The sequence below is a fragment of the Pseudomonas azadiae genome, assembly GCF_019145355.1.
GTDB lineage: Bacteria > Pseudomonadota > Gammaproteobacteria > Pseudomonadales > Pseudomonadaceae > Aquipseudomonas > Aquipseudomonas azadiae.
Genome location: NZ_JAHSTY010000001.1, coordinates 1958624 through 1975977 on the forward strand (window position 1 = coordinate 1958624; position 17354 = coordinate 1975977).

Annotated in this window: 15 protein-coding genes and 1 other RNA gene; 7 read left to right on the forward strand and 9 right to left on the reverse strand. The window is 59.3% G+C overall.

Features of this window, described 5'->3' with window-relative positions; translation table 11 throughout:
* Positions 1-32: 32 nt before the first annotated feature.
* From carA to grpE, 5 genes are all read right to left on the reverse strand, one after another.
* Complete coding sequence (gene carA / locus KVG91_RS08820; protein ID WP_169377602.1) at positions 33-1169, reverse strand: glutamine-hydrolyzing carbamoyl-phosphate synthase small subunit; 1137 nt, start codon at positions 1167-1169, stop codon at positions 33-35.
* A gap of 259 nt (positions 1170-1428) precedes the next feature.
* Complete coding sequence (dapB, locus tag KVG91_RS08825) at positions 1429-2235, reverse strand: 4-hydroxy-tetrahydrodipicolinate reductase (RefSeq protein WP_169377601.1); 807 nt, start codon at positions 2233-2235, stop codon at positions 1429-1431.
* 10 nt (positions 2236-2245) lie between these two features.
* Positions 2246-3370, reverse strand: coding sequence for a molecular chaperone DnaJ (gene dnaJ / locus KVG91_RS08830; RefSeq protein WP_169377600.1), 1125 nt, complete (start codon positions 3368-3370; stop codon positions 2246-2248).
* 316 nt (positions 3371-3686) lie between these two features.
* A complete protein-coding gene (dnaK, locus tag KVG91_RS08835) occupies positions 3687-5603 on the reverse strand; it encodes a molecular chaperone DnaK (RefSeq protein ID WP_169377599.1) in 1917 nt (638 codons plus the stop codon).
* 102 nt (positions 5604-5705) lie between these two features.
* Complete coding sequence (gene grpE, locus KVG91_RS08840) at positions 5706-6266, reverse strand: nucleotide exchange factor GrpE (RefSeq protein ID WP_076952827.1); 561 nt, start codon at positions 6264-6266, stop codon at positions 5706-5708.
* A 253-nt stretch (positions 6267-6519) separates the two neighbouring features.
* Between grpE and recN the strand changes: the two genes are divergently transcribed.
* Positions 6520-8193: a DNA repair protein RecN gene (recN, locus tag KVG91_RS08845; RefSeq protein ID WP_169377598.1), complete on the forward strand. Its 1674-nt coding sequence runs from the start codon at positions 6520-6522 to the stop codon at positions 8191-8193.
* An 86-nt stretch (positions 8194-8279) separates the two neighbouring features.
* Here recN and fur read toward each other — a convergent pair whose 3' ends face one another.
* Positions 8280-8684 (reverse strand): ferric iron uptake transcriptional regulator, encoded by a 405-nt coding sequence (fur, locus tag KVG91_RS08850; protein WP_003194220.1) that lies wholly within the window; start codon positions 8682-8684, stop codon positions 8280-8282.
* Between the two features lie 98 nt (positions 8685-8782).
* On the opposite strand from fur, the gene KVG91_RS08855 reads away from it, so the two are divergent.
* A complete protein-coding gene (locus KVG91_RS08855) occupies positions 8783-9310 on the forward strand; it encodes an outer membrane protein assembly factor BamE (protein WP_169377597.1) in 528 nt (175 codons plus the stop codon).
* Between the two features lie 63 nt (positions 9311-9373).
* On the opposite strand, the gene KVG91_RS08860 is transcribed toward KVG91_RS08855, so the two are convergent.
* Both KVG91_RS08860 and KVG91_RS08865 read right to left on the reverse strand, forming a co-directional pair.
* Complete coding sequence (locus tag KVG91_RS08860) at positions 9374-9676, reverse strand: RnfH family protein (protein ID WP_169377596.1); 303 nt, start codon at positions 9674-9676, stop codon at positions 9374-9376.
* On the reverse strand, positions 9669-10103 hold the full coding sequence (locus KVG91_RS08865; RefSeq protein WP_076952823.1) for a type II toxin-antitoxin system RatA family toxin: 435 nt from the start codon (positions 10101-10103) through the stop codon (positions 9669-9671). Before KVG91_RS08865 ends, KVG91_RS08860 begins: the two co-directional genes overlap by 8 nt.
* Positions 10104-10270: 167 nt before the next feature.
* Here KVG91_RS08865 and smpB point away from each other — a divergent pair, with 167 nt between their 5' ends.
* Entirely contained in the window at positions 10271-10753 is a 483-nt protein-coding gene (gene smpB, locus KVG91_RS08870) for an SsrA-binding protein SmpB (protein ID WP_049711476.1), read from the forward strand.
* 36 nt (positions 10754-10789) lie between these two features.
* On the opposite strand, the gene KVG91_RS08875 is transcribed toward smpB, so the two are convergent.
* Complete coding sequence (locus KVG91_RS08875; RefSeq protein WP_169377595.1) at positions 10790-11557, reverse strand: FCD domain-containing protein; 768 nt, start codon at positions 11555-11557, stop codon at positions 10790-10792.
* 246 nt (positions 11558-11803) lie between these two features.
* On the opposite strand from KVG91_RS08875, the gene KVG91_RS08880 reads away from it, so the two are divergent.
* From KVG91_RS08880 to ssrA, 4 genes are all read left to right on the forward strand, one after another.
* Positions 11804-13498 carry a lactate permease LctP family transporter gene (locus KVG91_RS08880; protein WP_169377594.1) on the forward strand — a complete coding sequence of 565 codons (1695 nt, stop codon included), beginning with the start codon at positions 11804-11806 and terminating at the stop codon, positions 13496-13498.
* 69 nt (positions 13499-13567) lie between these two features.
* Positions 13568-16378, forward strand: coding sequence for an FAD-binding and (Fe-S)-binding domain-containing protein (locus KVG91_RS08885; RefSeq protein ID WP_169377593.1), 2811 nt, complete (start codon positions 13568-13570; stop codon positions 16376-16378).
* A 136-nt stretch (positions 16379-16514) separates the two neighbouring features.
* Entirely contained in the window at positions 16515-16793 is a 279-nt protein-coding gene (locus tag KVG91_RS08890; RefSeq protein ID WP_169377645.1) for a hypothetical protein, read from the forward strand.
* A 104-nt stretch (positions 16794-16897) separates the two neighbouring features.
* Positions 16898-17294: a transfer-messenger RNA gene (gene ssrA, locus KVG91_RS08895) on the forward strand.
* Positions 17295-17354: the final 60 nt, after the last annotated feature.

Genomic DNA, 17354 nt, shown 5'->3' on the forward strand with positions numbered 1-17354 from the left:
ACCGAGGTCGGGGCCGCCCGCAGGCTGCTCAGTCAGCGTCGCTTGGCCATCTCATTGATGAAACGGTCGAACAGCGGCGCTACGTCGTTCGGGCCGGGGCTGGCTTCAGGGTGGCCCTGGAAGCTGAACGCGCTCTTATCGGTGCGCTCGATGCCTTGCAGGGAGCCGTCGAACAGCGACTTGTGAATGGCGCGCACGTTCGCCGGCAGGGTCGCTTCATCCACCGCAAAACCGTGGTTCTGGCTGGTGATCATCACGGCGCCGGTGTCCAGGTCTTGCACAGGGTGGTTGGCGCCGTGGTGGCCGTGGCCCATTTTCAGGGTCTTGGCGCCGGAGGCGAGGGCCAGCAACTGGTGGCCGAGGCAGATACCGAACACCGGAATGTCGGTTTCCAGCACGTCCTTGATGGCCTGGATGGCGTAGTCGCATGGCTCCGGGTCACCCGGGCCGTTGGACAGGAACACACCGTCCGGCTGCAGGGCGAGCACATCGCTGGCCGGGGTTTGTGCTGGCACCACGGTGACGCGGCAACCGCGCTCAACCAGCATGCGCAGGATGTTGTACTTGACGCCGTAGTCGTATGCGACCACGTGGTAAGGCAGGTCGGCAGCTTCGATGGTCGCGTGGCTGTCGGTCTTCAAGTCCCAGACAGTGGAGCGCCATTCGTACTTCTCTTTGACGCTGACGACTTTCGCCAGGTCCATGCCTTTAAGGCCAGGAAAACCTTGCGCCGCGGCAATCGCCGCCTCTTCGGAGATATTCTCACCGACCATGATGCAGCCGTTCTGCGAGCCTTTTTCACGCAGGATGCGTGTCAGGCGGCGCGTATCGATACCGGCGATCGCCACAACGTTGTTGGCTTTCAGGTAATCGGAGAGCGACATCGTGTTACGCCAGTTGCTCGCAACCAATGGCAGGTCACGAATCACCAGACCGGCCGACCAGACACGATCAGACTCGACGTCTTCCGGTGTAGTACCGGTGTTGCCGATGTGCGGATAGGTCAGGGTAACGATCTGTTGGGCGTAGGAAGGATCGGTAAGGATTTCCTGATAGCCGGTCATGGCGGTGTTGAACACCACCTCTCCAACGGTTTGACCGTCGGCTCCAATGGCTTCGCCGCGAAAAATGCTGCCATCAGCAAGGGCGAGTATGGCTGGCTTAGTCAAGAAGACCTCCCGTAAATAAAGCCTGAAAGGGCGATCGCAGGTTGCAAAAAAGCGGAGTGACGTATGGACACGTCACCCCGCTTCTTCACTGAATTATTCTGCGCGCTTTTAGTGGACACACTAAAGCTGTAGCTTACAGAAAAAGGCTTTTTTGGTCCACCGCTAATGAGCCTTAAAGGCAGGGGAATGCGACAGGGCGTCGCTTAGCGGGTAAAAACGGGGCCTAAGCATAAGCTTGAGGCCCTGTTTTAGCTACTGATCAGTGCAGATCCAGCACATCACGCATGTCGTACAGACCTGGCTCGCGACCTTCCAACCAGAGCGCAGCACGTACCGCACCCTTGGCAAACGTCATGCGGCTGGACGCCTTGTGCGTGATTTCCAGGCGCTCGCCTTCACTGGCGAACAACACGGTGTGATCACCCACCACATCGCCACCGCGCACCGTAGCAAACCCAATGGTGTCACGCGCACGCGCGCCGGTATGGCCTTCACGACCGTACACCGCCACTTTCGACAAATCGCGGCCCAGCGCATCGGCAATCGCTTCACCCATGCGCAAGGCAGTGCCCGACGGCGCATCGATCTTGTGACGGTGATGGGTCTCGATAATCTCGATATCCGCCTCGTCACCCAACACCCGCGCAGCAAGGTCGAGCAATTTGAGCGACAGGTTCACGCCGACGCTGAAGTTGGCGGCGAAGACGATGGGAATACCCTTGCCCGCCTCCACCAGCAATTGCTTTTGTTCAGGCGTCAAACCGGTGGTGCCGATTACCATGGCTTTGCCCGCCTTGCGGCAGAACGCCAGGTTTTTCAGCATCACCTCCGGCAGGGTGAAATCGATCAGCACATCGAACTCGTCGGCTACCTGCTCCAGGCTGCCGGACAACGAAACGCCGATACGTCCCAGTGACGCCAGCTCACCGGCATCCGCGCCGATCAGCGTGCTGCCCGGGCGAACGATCGCCGCCGTCAGCCCGGACGCCGGTGAACGCAGCTGCACCGCCTCCACCAGCGTCTTGCCCATGCGCCCGGCTGCGCCCATCACGGCTATACGTCGCATAGTCAACTCCTTACAGGTCGCCGAAGAAGCGCTTCACGCCATCGAAAAAGCCGGTGGTTTTCGGCGAATGGGAGTCATCGCCCTCCAGGGAGCTGCGGAACTCTTCAAGCAGCTCGCGCTGACGACGCCCCAGATTGACCGGCGTTTCAACCGCGACGCGACACATCAGGTCGCCCGCTCCACCACCGCGCACCGGCGCAACGCCTTTGCCACGGATACGGAACTGCTTGCCGGTCTGAGTACCTTCAGGGATCTTCAGTTTGACGCGACCATCGAGCGTCGGGATTTCCAGCTCGCCACCCAGGGCGGCATCGACAAAGCTGATCGGCACTTCGCAGAACAGGTGCTTGCCGTCGCGCTGGAAGATCGAGTGCTCACGCACACTGATCACCACGTACAGGTCGCCCGTAGGGCCACCCTGGGCACCCGCCTCGCCTTCACCCGACAAGCGAATGCGGTCACCGGTATCCACGCCCGCCGGCACTTTCACCGACAGCGTCTTGTACTCTTCGACACGACCTTCGCCGTGGCAGGCGTCGCACGGATCGGAAATGATCTTGCCCTGGCCATGGCAACGCGGGCAGGTCTGCTGCACCGAGAAAAAGCCTTGCTGCATGCGGACCTGACCGATGCCGCCACAGGTCGGACAGGTGATCGGCGACGAGCCTTTCTTGGCACCCGAACCATCACACGGCTTGCAGTTGACCAGCGTTGGCACGCGGATATTGACGCTGGTGCCGCGTACGGCTTCCTCTAGGTTCAATTCCAGGGTGTAGCGCAAATCGCTGCCACGCTGGGCGCCGCCACGCTGACCGCCCCGGCCACCGCCGAAGAAATCACTGAATACGTCGCCGAAAATGTCGGAGAAGTTCTGACCACCAAACCCGGCACCGCCGCCGCCCATGCTCGGGTCGACGCCCGCATGGCCATACTGGTCGTAGGCCGCACGCTTGTTGGGATCAGACAAACATTCGTAGGCCTCGTTGGCCTCCTTGAACATCTCTTCGGATTCTTTGCTGTCCGGATTACGGTCCGGGTGATGCTTCATCGCCAGGCGACGGTAGGCCTTCTTCAGGTCCGCCTCGCTGGAGCCGCGCTCCACACCCAACACTTCGTAATAGTCACGCTTTGCCATAAGTCTTTGCACTCTTAAGGACGTTCGGCCAGACCCTCCTGAGCCCTGCCAAACTCGTTGAGCCCCAATACAGGCCCGGACCCAACTCACGTCAATTCAACGATCCTGGTCGTTACTACTTTCAGCCAGGGACCCGGCCAAAACGCGGTATTTATTGCTCGGAAAGCAGGAGCATTCCCGATCACACCGCCAGCATCCGAACGCTGTCGCATGCTGTAAAAATTCGTATACCCCAGACACGCCAACGCGGGAGCAAGCTCCCGCGCGGCGACATCCTACCAGTCACCGCTTGAAAGCGGTCAACCGGACAACCGACTTACTTGTTGTCTTTGACTTCTTCGAACTCGGCATCGACAACGTCATCGTGCTTGGCTTCAGGCTCTGCCTGCTGCGCTGCACCTTCAGTTGGCTGGCCTTGTTCGGCATACATTTTCTGAGCGACTGGCGCGGAGACTTTGGACAGCTCCTCGATCTTGGCTTCGATAGCGGCCTTGTCGTCGCCTTTGACGGCGGCTTCCAGGGCAACCACGGCAGCTTCGATTGCGGCCTTCTCTTCAGCAGTCACTTTATCGCCAGCGTCAGCGACCATTTTGCGCGTCGAGTGAACCAGGGCATCACCCTGGTTACGGGCGCCGGCCAGTTCGGCAAACTTGGCATCCGCATCGGCGTTGGCTTCAGCATCACGAATCATCTGTTGAATTTCTTCATCAGACAGACCGGAGTTGGCCTTGATGGTGATCTTCTGCTCTTTGCCGGTCGCCTTGTCTTTCGCGCCGACGTGCAGGATGCCGTTGGCGTCGATGTCGAAGGTCACTTCGATTTGTGGCACGCCACGCGGTGCAGGTGGAATCTCGGCCAGGTCGAACTTGCCCAGGGACTTGTTCTGAGCAGCCTGCTTACGCTCACCTTGCAGCACGTGAATGGTCACAGCGCCCTGGTTGTCGTCGGCAGTCGAGAACACCTGGGATTTCTTGGTAGGAATCGTGGTGTTTTTCTCGATCAGCGCAGTCATAACGCCGCCCATGGTTTCGATACCCAGGGTCAGCGGGCTCACGTCCAGCAGCAGCACGTCTTTGACGTCACCGGCCAATACCGCGCCCTGGATGGCAGCACCCATGGCAACCGCTTCGTCCGGGTTCACGTCTTTACGTGCTTCCTTGCCGAAGAACTCGGTAACTTTCTGCTGCACCAGCGGCATGCGGGTCTGGCCGCCCACCAGGATCACGTCGTTGATGGAACCCACGTCGATACCGGCGTCTTTCAGGGCGATGCGGCATGGCTCGATGGTGCGCTGAACCAGGTCTTCAACCAGTGCTTCCAACTTGGCGCGAGAAATCTTCACGTTCAAGTGCTTAGGACCGGTGGCATCGGCAGTGATGTACGGCAGGTTCACGTCGGTCGACATGCTCGAGGACAGCTCGATCTTGGCTTTCTCAGCGGCTTCTTTCAGGCGCTGCATCGCCAGCGGGTCACCCTTGAGGTTCATGCCGCTTTCTTTCTTGAATTCGTCAACGAGGTAGTCGATCAGACGAATGTCAAAGTCTTCACCACCGAGGAAGGTGTCGCCGTTGGTGGCCAACACTTCGAACTGGTGCTCACCGTCAACTTCAGCGATCTCGATGACGGAGACGTCGAAAGTACCACCACCCAGGTCATAAACGATCACGGTGTGGTCGCCTTTGGCCTTATCCATGCCGTAAGCCAGAGCGGCTGCGGTAGGTTCGTTGATAATACGTTTTACGTCCAGGCCCGCGATGCGGCCGGCGTCTTTGGTCGCCTGGCGCTGGCTGTCGTTGAAGTAGGCCGGAACGGTGATCACCGCTTCAGTCACGGTTTCACCGAGGTAGTCTTCGGCAGTCTTTTTCATCTTTTTCAAGACTTCAGCCGAGATCTGCGGCGCCGACATCTTGTTGCCGTTTACTTCAACCCAGGCGTCACCATTGTCAGCCTTGGCGATTTTGTAAGGCACCATCTTGATGTCTTTCTGTACGACTTCTTCGTCGAACTTACGACCGATCAGACGCTTTACCGCGTACAGAGTGTTGTGCGGGTTGGTCACGGCCTGACGCTTGGCCGACTGACCTACGAGGATCTCGCCGTCGTTGGCGTAAGCGATGATCGACGGCGTGGTACGCGCGCCTTCAGCGTTCTCGATAACTTTGGCCTTGCCGTTTTCCATGACCGAGACGCACGAGTTGGTGGTCCCCAGGTCGATGCCGATAATTTTACCCATGATTGACTCTCCCGAAACTTGAATTTGGTTGCCGCAGCAGTGGTGGCTAACTGCGGTAGCACTTAAACGCTTGACTTATAGATGGGGGCCTTGCGGCGTATTTCAAGCCTGCTCATCAATAGAAGGCGAAACGGGTGCCGGAGCCTTGCTCACCACCACCATCGCCGGGCGCAGCAAGCGACCATTGAGCAGATAACCTTTCTGGAACACCTTCAATACGCTGTTTGGTTCCAGGTCATGGCTTTCCTGCATCGCCATGGCTTGGTGATGTTCAGCGTTGAACGGTTCGCCGCCGGCTGGATCAATGGCTTCCAACTGATAACGCTTCAGGGTGTCCTGGAACATTTTCAGGGTCAGTTCGATCCCTTCGCGCATCGCACGGATGTTCTCGTCGTCCGGGTTGGACAACTCAAGACCGCGCTCCAGGCTGTCGATGATCGGCAGCAAATCTGCAGCGAATTTTTCCAGTGCGAATTTGTGAGCCTTCTCTACGTCCTGCTCGGCACGGCGGCGGACGTTCTGCAGATCGGCGGCAACACGCAAAGACTGATCCTGCGCAGCGGCCAATTGCTCTTCGAGCACTTGCACACGAGTCGCCAGCTCATCGCCGACAGCCGAATTGGCGTCTGGAGTTTGCGTATCCTGCGTCTGTTCGTCAGCCATAGTTTTCTCCTTTCAAATCCTGCGCGAACTCAACTCGCGCTTCTGTTCCGGTATATGGGGCCACAATTTCCAGGTTCAAGGGCACGGGCGTTACCAAAAGTCTTTCAATTGACCTTCGTCAATTCTTGCTCGGTCATTCCCAATTGCGCTTAAAAAACGCTCAAACCAAGCAAATCAAGCTAAGCATCAGGATTGTCAGCCCCGAACAAAACACTGTATAAATAACCAGACCTAAAGCCTGGGAGCGGCCGTCATGCTCGTGCACTTGTCCGTACATAACTACGCCATCGTTGAACATCTGGATCTTGAACTGGATCGCGGGATGAGCGTAATCACAGGCGAAACCGGCGCCGGCAAGTCGATCATGCTCGACGCCTTGGGCCTGACCCTGGGTGATCGTGCCGACAGCGGCGTGGTGCGCCCCGGTGCGGACAAGGCCGATATTCTCGCCACCTTCGACCTGGCGGACATTCCCGAGGCCGAAACCTGGCTGGCCGAGCGCGACCTAAATAATGACGGCCCATGCATCCTGCGCCGGGTCATTACGGCGGAAGGCCGCTCACGCGGGTACATCAATGGCACACCTTGCCCGCTTGGCGATCTGAAGGCGCTGGGCGAGCTGCTGATCGATATCCACAGCCAGCATGAACATCAATCCCTGCTGAAAACCGACACCCACCGCCGCCTGCTCGATGAATATGCGGGCGCCACCGACCTTGCGCGCCAGGTGCAGCTTGCCGCCCAGCGCTGGCGCCAGACCCGCCAGGAGCTGGAACGACTCTCCAACTCCGGCGATGAACAACGCGCTCGCCACCAATTGCTCAGCTACCAACTCGAAGAGCTGGAAAGCCTGGGCCTGGGCGAGACCGAGCTTGAACAACTCGAGCAGGAACACAAGAACCTCACCAACGCAGAAACCCTGTTGGGTATCTGCCGCCAGGTGGTAGAGCAATGCAGCGAGAGTGATTCCGGCAACGTGCTCAACGCACTGACCGCCAGCCTCAACCGCCTGTCCAGCGTGAACAACGCTTCCGGCTCGCTGAGCGAGGCCACGACCCTGCTCACCAGCGCGCAAATCCAGGTCGAGGAAGCCGTCGGCGAGCTCAACCGCTTCCTGGATCACTTCGATGCCGACCCGGCACGCTTGCAGGAAATAGAAGAACGCCTGGACACCATCTATACCCTGGCGCGCAAACATCGTATCCAGCCCACCGAAGTGGCGACGATGCAGCAAAAGCTGATGGATGAAATCGAAACGCTGAACGCCAACGATGAATCCATCGAACGCCTGGGCGACGAGCTCGCCTCTTTCGCTCGCCACTATCAGGAGAAAGCGCGCGAACTGAGCGACCTTCGCCAGCAAGCGGCCACTGGGCTGGCGAGCGCGGTGGAATTGGAGATCCAGCGCCTGGGCATGCCCGGCGGACGCTTCACTATCGAGCTGCGCGCCAACGCCAGCAATGAGTTACAACCTCACGGCCTGGAACAGGTCGAACTTCTGGTCAGCGCCAACCCAGGGCAACCGCTCAAGGCGCTGGCGAAAGTGGCATCTGGCGGCGAACTTTCGCGGATCAGCCTGGCAATCCAAGTGATTACCGCGCAAACCTCTCGGGTACCGACGCTGGTATTCGACGAAGTCGACGTAGGTATTGGCGGCCCGACGGCGGAAATTGTAGGCCAACTGTTGCGACGCCTGGGGGATCGAGGCCAGGTCCTTACCGTGACCCATTTACCGCAAGTGGCGGCCCAGGGGCATCAGCACTTGTTTGTGCATAAAGTAAGAGGCAGTGATGCGACGCACACAGCCGTGTCCAAGCTGAACAAGTCGGAGCGCGTGGAAGAGGTGGCGCGCATGCTGGGCGGTATTGATTTGACCAAGGAATCGCTGGCGCACGCGAAGAAGATGGTTGTGGCGGCGAAGGCCTGAACCGACGACTTTCTCTCTTATAGAAAGCACGAAGGCGACCCTAAGGTCGCCTTCGATCGTTTTGCAGCGTAAATCTGCAGCGCTTGTTACTTTTTCTTACGGATGTAGAGGACCAGGTTATGGTCAACCAAATCGAAGCCATGCTCCTCAGCGATCTTATGCTGCAGCGCTTCGATCTCAGGGCTGGTGAACTCGATAACCTCGTTGGTATCCAGGTCGACCATGTGATCGTGATGACCACCGTCAGCCAATTCGAACACTGCATGACCGCCGTCGAAATTATGACGAACCACCAGCCCAGCGGCTTCAAACTGGGTCAGCACACGGTAAACCGTGGCCAGACCAACGTCCTCGTTAGACTCCATCAGCGCCTTGTAGACATCCTCGGCACTCATGTGGCGCTGCTCAGCAGAATCGAGCATTTGTAGAATCTTGACGCGTGGCAGAGTCACTTTGAGACCGGCTTTGCGTAGTTCGCTATTTTCAACCATGGTTAGCTTTCTCGCGGATGCTGCTTCGCAGCTTCTCTTAATACGGGTATGATCGGCGTTTACGTTGTCCCAGCCAAGATAGTGGAAGTCGCCCACCGATGCAAAACACCAAGCTCTTGCTAACCAGTTTCACCTTTGTGGGACTGCTCGCACTCGCCGGTTGTTCATTCCCCGGGGTTTACAAAATCGACATCCAGCAGGGCAATGTCGTCACGCAGGACATGATAGACCAGTTACGCCCCGGAATGACCCGACGGCAAGTACGGTTTATCATGGGTAACCCCCTGCTGACCGACACTTTCCATGCCGATCGCTGGGATTATCTCTACAGCCTCCAGCCTGGTGGCGGTGAACGCCAGCAGGAGCGCGTCAGTGTCATTTTCAATGGCAATGACCAGCTCGTCAGCCTGTCCGGCGACTTCATGCCCGGCGTAAGCCGTGATGAAGCCCTGCTTGGCAAGGACACCGGCACCAATGTCACCGCCCCTGCGAAGGAAGGCGAGCAGCCGAAGTCCGAGGTTCCGGCCAAGCCTGGCTCCTTGCTCGACAAGATCCAGAAGGACGTCGACGGCGTGGAAACTGTGCCCGTCCCGACGCCACAGCCTCTGGACACCAGCCCGCAGTAACGGTGCGGCGCTCAACAAAAAGCCCGGCATGCCGGGCTTTTTGTTGCCTGCCATTTGGCGGGCTTATGAATTCTGCTGCCTGGCAAGCGCCGCCTTGGCTGCGCGCAGTCGGCGCACTTCTTTCGGGTCTGCCAGCAATGGCCGGTAAATCTCGATGCGATCACCCGCTTGCACAGCACGCATTTCAGCGTCCGCGACCACCTTGCCGAATATGCCCAGAGGGCAATCAGCCAAGTCCAGGTCGGGAAACTGCAACGCAATACCCGACGCCTGCACGGCCGCCCGCAGACTGATGCCCACCGGTACCGCCACCGTCAATAACACCTGACGATCTTCGGCGGCATACACCACCTCAACCTCAACCATGCAGTTGCTTGGCCCGTTCACAGAACGCATCGACCAGCGTATTGGCCGCCTGATTGAACAAAGGCCCCAACGTCGCTCGTATGATCGGACCGGCGTAATCAAAAGACAGATCCAGGCTGATTTTGCACGCCTTATCCGTCAGCGCCTTGAATACCCAGACCCCATGCAGTTGAGTAAACGGCCCTTCCTGCAGGTTCATCTCGATGGACTTCCCAGGCACCAGCACATTGCGCGTGACAAAGTGCTGGCTAAGACCGCCCTTCGCGACCCCAACACTGGCGACCATGTGCTCATCACTGCTTTCCAGCACCTCGGCGGTTGAGCACCAAGGCAGGAATTCCGGGTAACGCGCCACGTCGTTGACCAGGTCATAGAGCGCCTGTGCCGGATAGGGCAGCAGCGCCGAACGTTGAATATGCGTCGTCATGTGTGCGTTATTTCCACTGCTGAGGCAAAACATCGCGAAAGAACAGCCCGATCCGCGAGAGAAAAAAACCAGAGAACTGCCGGCATTGTCCGGGATTCGTCCAACACGCTCAAGCACGCAGGTTGACCGTAGCCTACTCGCTCGCAACTCCCTATAATGCCGCCCCTATGGCTAAACAAAAGAAACACCCCACAGGGACCATCGCGCAAAATAAAAAGGCGCGACACGATTACTTCATCGAACATCGGTTCGAGGCTGGTCTGGTCCTGGCCGGCTGGGAAGTAAAGAGTCTGCGTGCCAGCAAGCTGCAACTGGTCGACAGTTATGTGCTGCTCAAGGATGGCGAGGCTTGGCTGCTTGGCAGTCATATCACCCCGCTGACCACGGCGAGCACGCACGTGATTGCCGACCCGGTACGCACGCGCAAGCTGCTTCTTAATGCACGCGAACTGGAAAAACTCGCTTCCGCCGTACAGCAGAAGGGCTATGCCTGCATCTGCCTGTCCTGGTACTGGAGCAAGCACCTGGTCAAGTGCGAGATTGCCCTGGGCAAGGGCAAGAAGGAGTACGACAAGCGTGATACCGAACGCGAGCGCGACTCCAATCGTGAGCTGCACCGCGCCGTGCGCAACAAGGGCAAGGAAGATTGATCCTTGCAGTGATGTAGCCTAGGGAGCCTCCCTCGGCTACATCCCCTTGCGCCGCTGCGCACGCGCCACACGCTGAACCTCTTGACGCACTTCCTCCAACACTTCCTGCACATACAGCAGGTGCCGTGTTGAAACCTCGCGCGCCTGCTCGGCCCGCCCTTCGATAATCGCCAGGTACAAATCCCGATGCTGACTGATCAGCATGTCGCGGGTTTCCGTACGCTGCTGATACATGCCACCGATGTTGGTCACGACGTTACGCTTGAGCAGGTCGAAAAGACCGCGAATGGTGTGCAGCAATACGGCGTTGTGGCTGGCCTCGGCGATTGCCAAGTGAAACCTCGCATCCGCCGCGCCCTCCTCCAACCGACTCACTTCATCAGAGCGGGTATAGCAATCCTGCAGCGCTTCGAACGCCGCCGTAAGCCGCTCGCGATCGACTTCGGTGGCGCGCTGCGCTGCGTAATAGGCGCAAGAGGCTTCGAGCGTTTGCCGAAATTCCAGCAGATCACGCTGAGCCTCGGGATTGTTTTCCAACAGATGCAGCAGCGGGTCACTGAACGTCGAGCCCAGTGAATCAGCCACGTAGTTACCGCCACCTTGACGGCTGACGAGCAAACCTTTGGCCGCCAGTTTCTGGATTGCCTCCCGTAAAGAAGGACGCGACACACCAAACTGCTCGGCCAACGCGCGCTCGGCCGGCAAGCGCTCGCCCGACTTCAGCGTGCCCTCAAGGATCATGCCCTCAAGCTGCTCGACGATATCGTCAGACAAACGGCGCTGACGCACCTGATCAAACCCCATCACTCACTCTCCACGATCTCGACCCTTCGCCGGGGCCCATTCTGGCCTATCGCAGCGCTGGCAGCACCTATCAGAGCGCCTTCATTTCACCCGATCAGCGCGCGCTGCGCGAACACCTACGACCAAAGTTTCGTGGGCGGCAAATTGACACACCCCTGCCAAGGCTTTTACTCTAGCCGACAGCGACTGTAAATTGGTATTACCAATTATCCAGCTGATCAAACAACAACAATCAGGGCCACCCCCATGCAAACCTGGCAACAGCTCTACAGCCCGCTCGGCAGCCTCGGCTTGTCCGCACTGGCGGCCGTCATTCCGATCGTATTCTTCTTCCTGGCCCTGGCCGTGTTTCGCCTAAAAGGCCATGTGGCCGGCAGCATCACGTTAGCGCTGTCGATCCTGGTGGCGATCTTTGCCTTCCAGATGCCGGTGGACATGGCTCTCGCCGCCGCCGGTTACGGCTTTGCCTATGGCCTGTGGCCGATCGCGTGGATCATTGTCGCTGCGGTCTTCCTCTATAAACTCACGGTCAAAAGCGGTCAGTTCGAAATCATCCGCAGCTCTGTGCTGTCGATCACCGACGACCAGCGCCTGCAAGTGCTGCTGATCGGCTTCTGCTTCGGCGCCTTCCTCGAAGGCGCGGCTGGTTTCGGCGCGCCCGTGGCGATCACCGCCGCGCTGCTGGTCGGCCTTGGGTTCAACCCGCTGTACGCCGCCGGCCTCTGCCTGATTGCCAACACCGCCCCCGTGGCCTTCGGCGCATTGGGCATCCCGATCATCGTGGCCGGCCAGGTGACCGGTATCGACGCCTTCAAGATCGGCGCCATGACCGGTCGCCAGTTGCCACTGCTGTCGCTGTTCGTACCGTTCTGGCTGGTGTTCATGATGGACGGCGTGCGTGGCGTGCGCGAAACCTGGCCAGCGGCACTGGTCGCGGGCCTGAGCTTTGCCATCACTCAGTACTTCACCTCCAACTTCATCGGCCCGGAACTGCCGGACATCACCTCGGCGCTCGCCAGCCTGATCGCCCTCACACTGTTCCTGAAAATCTGGCAACCCAAGCGCACCGCCGGTGCACAAATTGCCGGCGCCACCTCCAGCGCAGCGGTCACCGCCAGCGCCGGCGGTTTCGGCCTGCCGCGCAACACAGCGGTTTCACCCTACAGCCTGGGGCAGATTTTCAAGGCGTGGTCGCCGTTCCTGATTCTTACCGTGCTGGTCACCCTCTGGACGCTCAAACCGTTCAAGGCGATGTTCGCCGCCGGCGGCTCGATGTACAGCTGGGTATTCAACTTCGCGATCCCCCATCTGGATCAACTGGTGGTCAAGGTCGCACCAATCGTGACCAACCCCACTGCGATCCCGGCCGTGTTCAAGCTGGACCCGATTTCAGCGACCGGCACGGCGATTTTCTTCTCCGCCCTGATCTCGATGCTGGTATTGAAGATAGACATTAAAACTGGTCTTACCACTTTAAGAGAGACCTTTTACGAGCTACGTTGGCCGATCCTGTCCATCGGCATGGTGCTGGCGTTCGCCTTTGTCACCAACTACTCGGGCATGTCTTCAACCATGGCATTGGTGTTGGCCGGCACAGGGGCTGCTTTCCCGTTCTTCTCACCTTTCCTCGGCTGGCTGGGGGTTTTCCTGACAGGCTCCGACACGTCGTCCAACGCCCTGTTCAGCTCACTGCAAGCCACCACTGCGCACCAGATCGGCGTGAACGACACCTTGCTGGTCGCCGCGAATACCAGCGGCGGCGTCACCGGCAAAATGATCTCGCCCCAGTCGATCGCCGTGGCCTGCGCCGCCACCGGCCTGGTGGGCAAGGAATCCGACCTGTTCCGCTTCACGCTCAAACACAGCCTGTTCTTTGCCACGATCGTCGGGCTGATCACCCTGGCCCAGGCGTACTGGTTCACCGGTATGCTGGTGCACTAGGCCTGCACGTAACAGAGTAAGAATCGACGCCGGACAACGATGCCGGCGTCAGCTATTTCTGGAGGACCGATGAGCCTGCCTGCTGCTTTCCTGAGCGACGTCGCACACCTGATTCCGAACGATCGGCGTTTCGACGATCCACTTTCCACCCTCGCGTTCGGCACCGACGCCAGTTTTTACCGACTGGTCCCACAACTGGTGATCCGCGTGGAGTCGGAAGATGAAGTCGTAGCGCTGTTACAGCTGGCCCAACGCGACCGCGTACCCGTGACCTTTCGCGCAGCCGGCACCAGCTTGTCCGGGCAGGCCATCAGCGACTCGGTGCTGATCGTGCTGGGTGACAACTGGAACGGCCGCGAGATCCGTGGGCAAGGCACGCAGATCCGCCTGCAGCCGGGCGTCATCGGCGCCCAGGCCAACGCGTGGCTGGCGCCGTTCGGGCGCAAGATCGGGCCAGACCCGGCGTCGATCAACGCCTGCAAAATCGGCGGCATCGTCGCCAACAATGCCAGCGGCATGTGCTGCGGCACGGCGCAGAACACCTACCACACTCTGGCGGGCATACGCCTGGTACTGGCTGACGGCAGCCGCCTGGACACGGAAGATGCGGACAGCGTCGCAGCGTTCCGCGAACAACACGGGCCGTTGCTTGAACGCCTGGCGTCACTGGGCCGCGAGACGCGGGCAAATGCTGAATTGGCAGCCAAAATCCGCCACAAATACCGTCTGAAAAATACCACCGGGCTGTCACTCAATGCCCTGGTGGATTTCGATGAGCCGCTGGATATCCTCAGCCATCTGCTGGTGGGTTCGGAGGGGACGCTCGGCTTTATCAGTGCAGTCACCTACGACACGGTGGTCGATCACCCGAACAAAGCCTCGGCGCTGATCGTGTTCCCGGATGTCGAGACCTGCTGCAACGCGGTGACCGTTCTCAAAACCCAACCGGTCGCCGCCGTCGAGCTGCTGGACCGACGCAGCATGCGCTCGGTGCAGGACAAGCCGGGCATGCCCGCTTTCGTACAGCAACTATCGGAAAATGCCTGCGCACTGTTGATCGAATCCCGCGCCGCGTCGCCGACCCTGCTGCATGAGCAATTGGCGCTGATCATGGGCTCCCTGGCCGGTTTCCCCGTGGAAAAACAGGTCGACTTCACCGAAGACCCGCTGGAAAACGCCCGCCTGTGGGCGATCCGCAAAGACACCTTTCCCGCCGTCGGCGCCGTGCGCAAAACCGGCACCACGGTGATCATCGAAGACGTGACCTTCCCTGTCGAGCAACTGGCACTCGGGGTCAATCGCTTGATCGAACTGTTCGACAAACATCACTACGACGAAGCGATCCTTTTCGGACACGCGCTGGAAGGCAATCTGCACTTTGTCTTCACCCAAGGCTTCAACAGCGCGCAAGAAGTCACACGCTACCAGGCGTTTATGGACGACGTAGCGCAACTGGTGGCGGTAGAGTTTGGTGGCTCGCTGAAAGCCGAACACGGCACCGGCCGCAATATGGCGCCATTCGTCGAGCTGGAATGGGGCAGCGACGCCTACCAATTGATGTGGCAACTCAAGCGCCTGCTCGACCCCAACGGCATCCTCAACCCGGACGTGGTGCTCAGCGAAGACCCGCAAATTCACCTTAAACACCTCAAGCCGCTACCGGCCGCCGACGAGCTGGTGGACAAGTGCATCGAATGCGGCTTCTGCGAACCGGTGTGCCCGTCAAAAGGCCTGACCTTGAGCCCGCGCCAACGCATCGTGATCTGGCGCGACATTCAGGCGAAGAAACGCGCCGGCGTCGACACCACCGAACTGGAAGCCGCGTATCACTACCAAGGCATCGACACCTGCGCCGCCACCGGCCTGTGCGCGCAACGTTGCCCCGTGGGCATCAACACCGGCGACCTGGTGAAAAAACTGCGCAGCCGCGAAGCCGACCGTACGAAAACGGCCGAATGGCTCGCCAGCCATTTCTCCACTGCGCTGCAAGGCGCGCGCTTTACGCTGCATGTGGCCAACGGCGCACGCATGCTGCTGGGCGCACCGCGCCTGGCCAAGCTCTCTGCCACTGTCACCCGGATGTCCAAGGGGCAGATCCCGCAGTGGAGCAACGCCATGCCCCAGCCGGAAAAAGCCATCCGCTTCAGCCCGGCCGTGACGGACGAACGACCACGGGTGGTCTACCTGGCCGCCTGTGTCTCACGCGCCATGGGCCCGGCGGCGGGGGACAAAGAGCAGATGTCGCTGTACGACAAAACCCGCGGCCTGTTGGAAAAAGCCGGTTATCAAGTGGTCCTCCCCGAGAACCAGGACAGCCTGTGCTGCGGTCAACCCTTCGCCTCCAAAGGCTATGCCGAACAAGCCGAACACAAGCGCCAGGAACTGCTCGGTGCCCTGCTCCACGCCAGCCGCGGCGGGCTCGACCCGATCTACTGCGACACCAGCCCCTGCACCCTGCGCCTGGTCCAGGACCTGGGCGAAACGCGCCTGGACCTCTACGACCCCGTACGCTTTATCCGCACGCACCTGATGGATCGTCTCGAGTTCACACCCCAGGAAGCGCCCATCGCCGTGCACGTTACCTGCAGCACCCAACACCTGGGCGAAAGCCAGGCCCTGATCGACCTGGCCCGGCGCTGCGCCAAGACCGTGGTGATCCCGGAAGGCATCCACTGCTGCGGATTTGCCGGCGACAAAGGCTTCACCACACCGCAACTCAACGCCCATGCACTGCGCAGCCTCAAGGACGCCGTGCAACATTGCAGCGAAGGCATCTCCACCAGCCGCACCTGCGAGATCGGCCTGAGCCAGCATGGCGGCATTGATTATCACGGTCTGGTCTACCTGGTTGACCGCGTCACCCAGGCCCGTGCCCATTGATCCAGGCAAAAAAACAGAACCCTTAAGCGCTGGCGCAGTCATCTGCATAGGCCTCGACAGACGAGGCTCATCAGTGATGTCGCTGGCAGCCGTTGAACGCCAGCAGCGTCGAGCCCTTTTGCGCAAGGAGATACTTATGAAGCGTTCCGCTCTGGCTGGCTTGTTCATTACCGCTGCGATGCTGGCGTCCCCTGTGTTTGCTGCGGGCGACAAAGACCTCTGCGAGATCAACCTGAACAAAATCAACAACGGCAAGGCGCTGCTCGCCACCGACACCAGTGGCAAAAGCGGCGAGATAGACAATGCCGTCTCCCAAGCCAAAGCGGCCCACGCCGCCGGGGATGAGAAGAAGTGCATCGAGATCACCTCAAAAGCGCTGCAGGACCTGCAGAACAGCGAAAAAGGCGATCAGTAAACATCCCGCCAGCGCAGGACCAACCTTCGGGTTGGCCTTCCGTGACGGTTTGGAGTACACTGCACGAGCTTGTCACTCACTATGAAACAACGAGTTACAAGCACGGGGCCGTTTAGGATTCGACGCCGGTCGCGAAACTTTAGGTGCATGCCGAGTTGGTAACAGAACTCGTAAATCCACTGTTGCAACTACTTATAGTTGCCAATGACGAAAACTACGGCCAGGAATTCGCTCTCGCTGCGTAAGCAGCCTTAGCCCTGAGCTTCTGGTACCTTCGGGTCCAGCAATCACCAGGGGATGTCTGTAAACCCAAAGTGATTGTCATATAGAACAGAATCGCCGTGCAGTACGTTGTGGACGAAGCGGCTAAAACTTACACAACTCGCCCAAAGCACCCTGCCCTTCGGGTCGCTGCGGGTTAACTTAATAGAAACGGCTACGCATGTAGTACCGACAGCGGAGTACTGGCGGACGGGGGTTCAAATCCCCCCGGCTCCACCAAATAGACCTTACAAATCAGGCACTTAGCGGTTATCGCAAGTGCCTTTTTTGTGCCTAAGT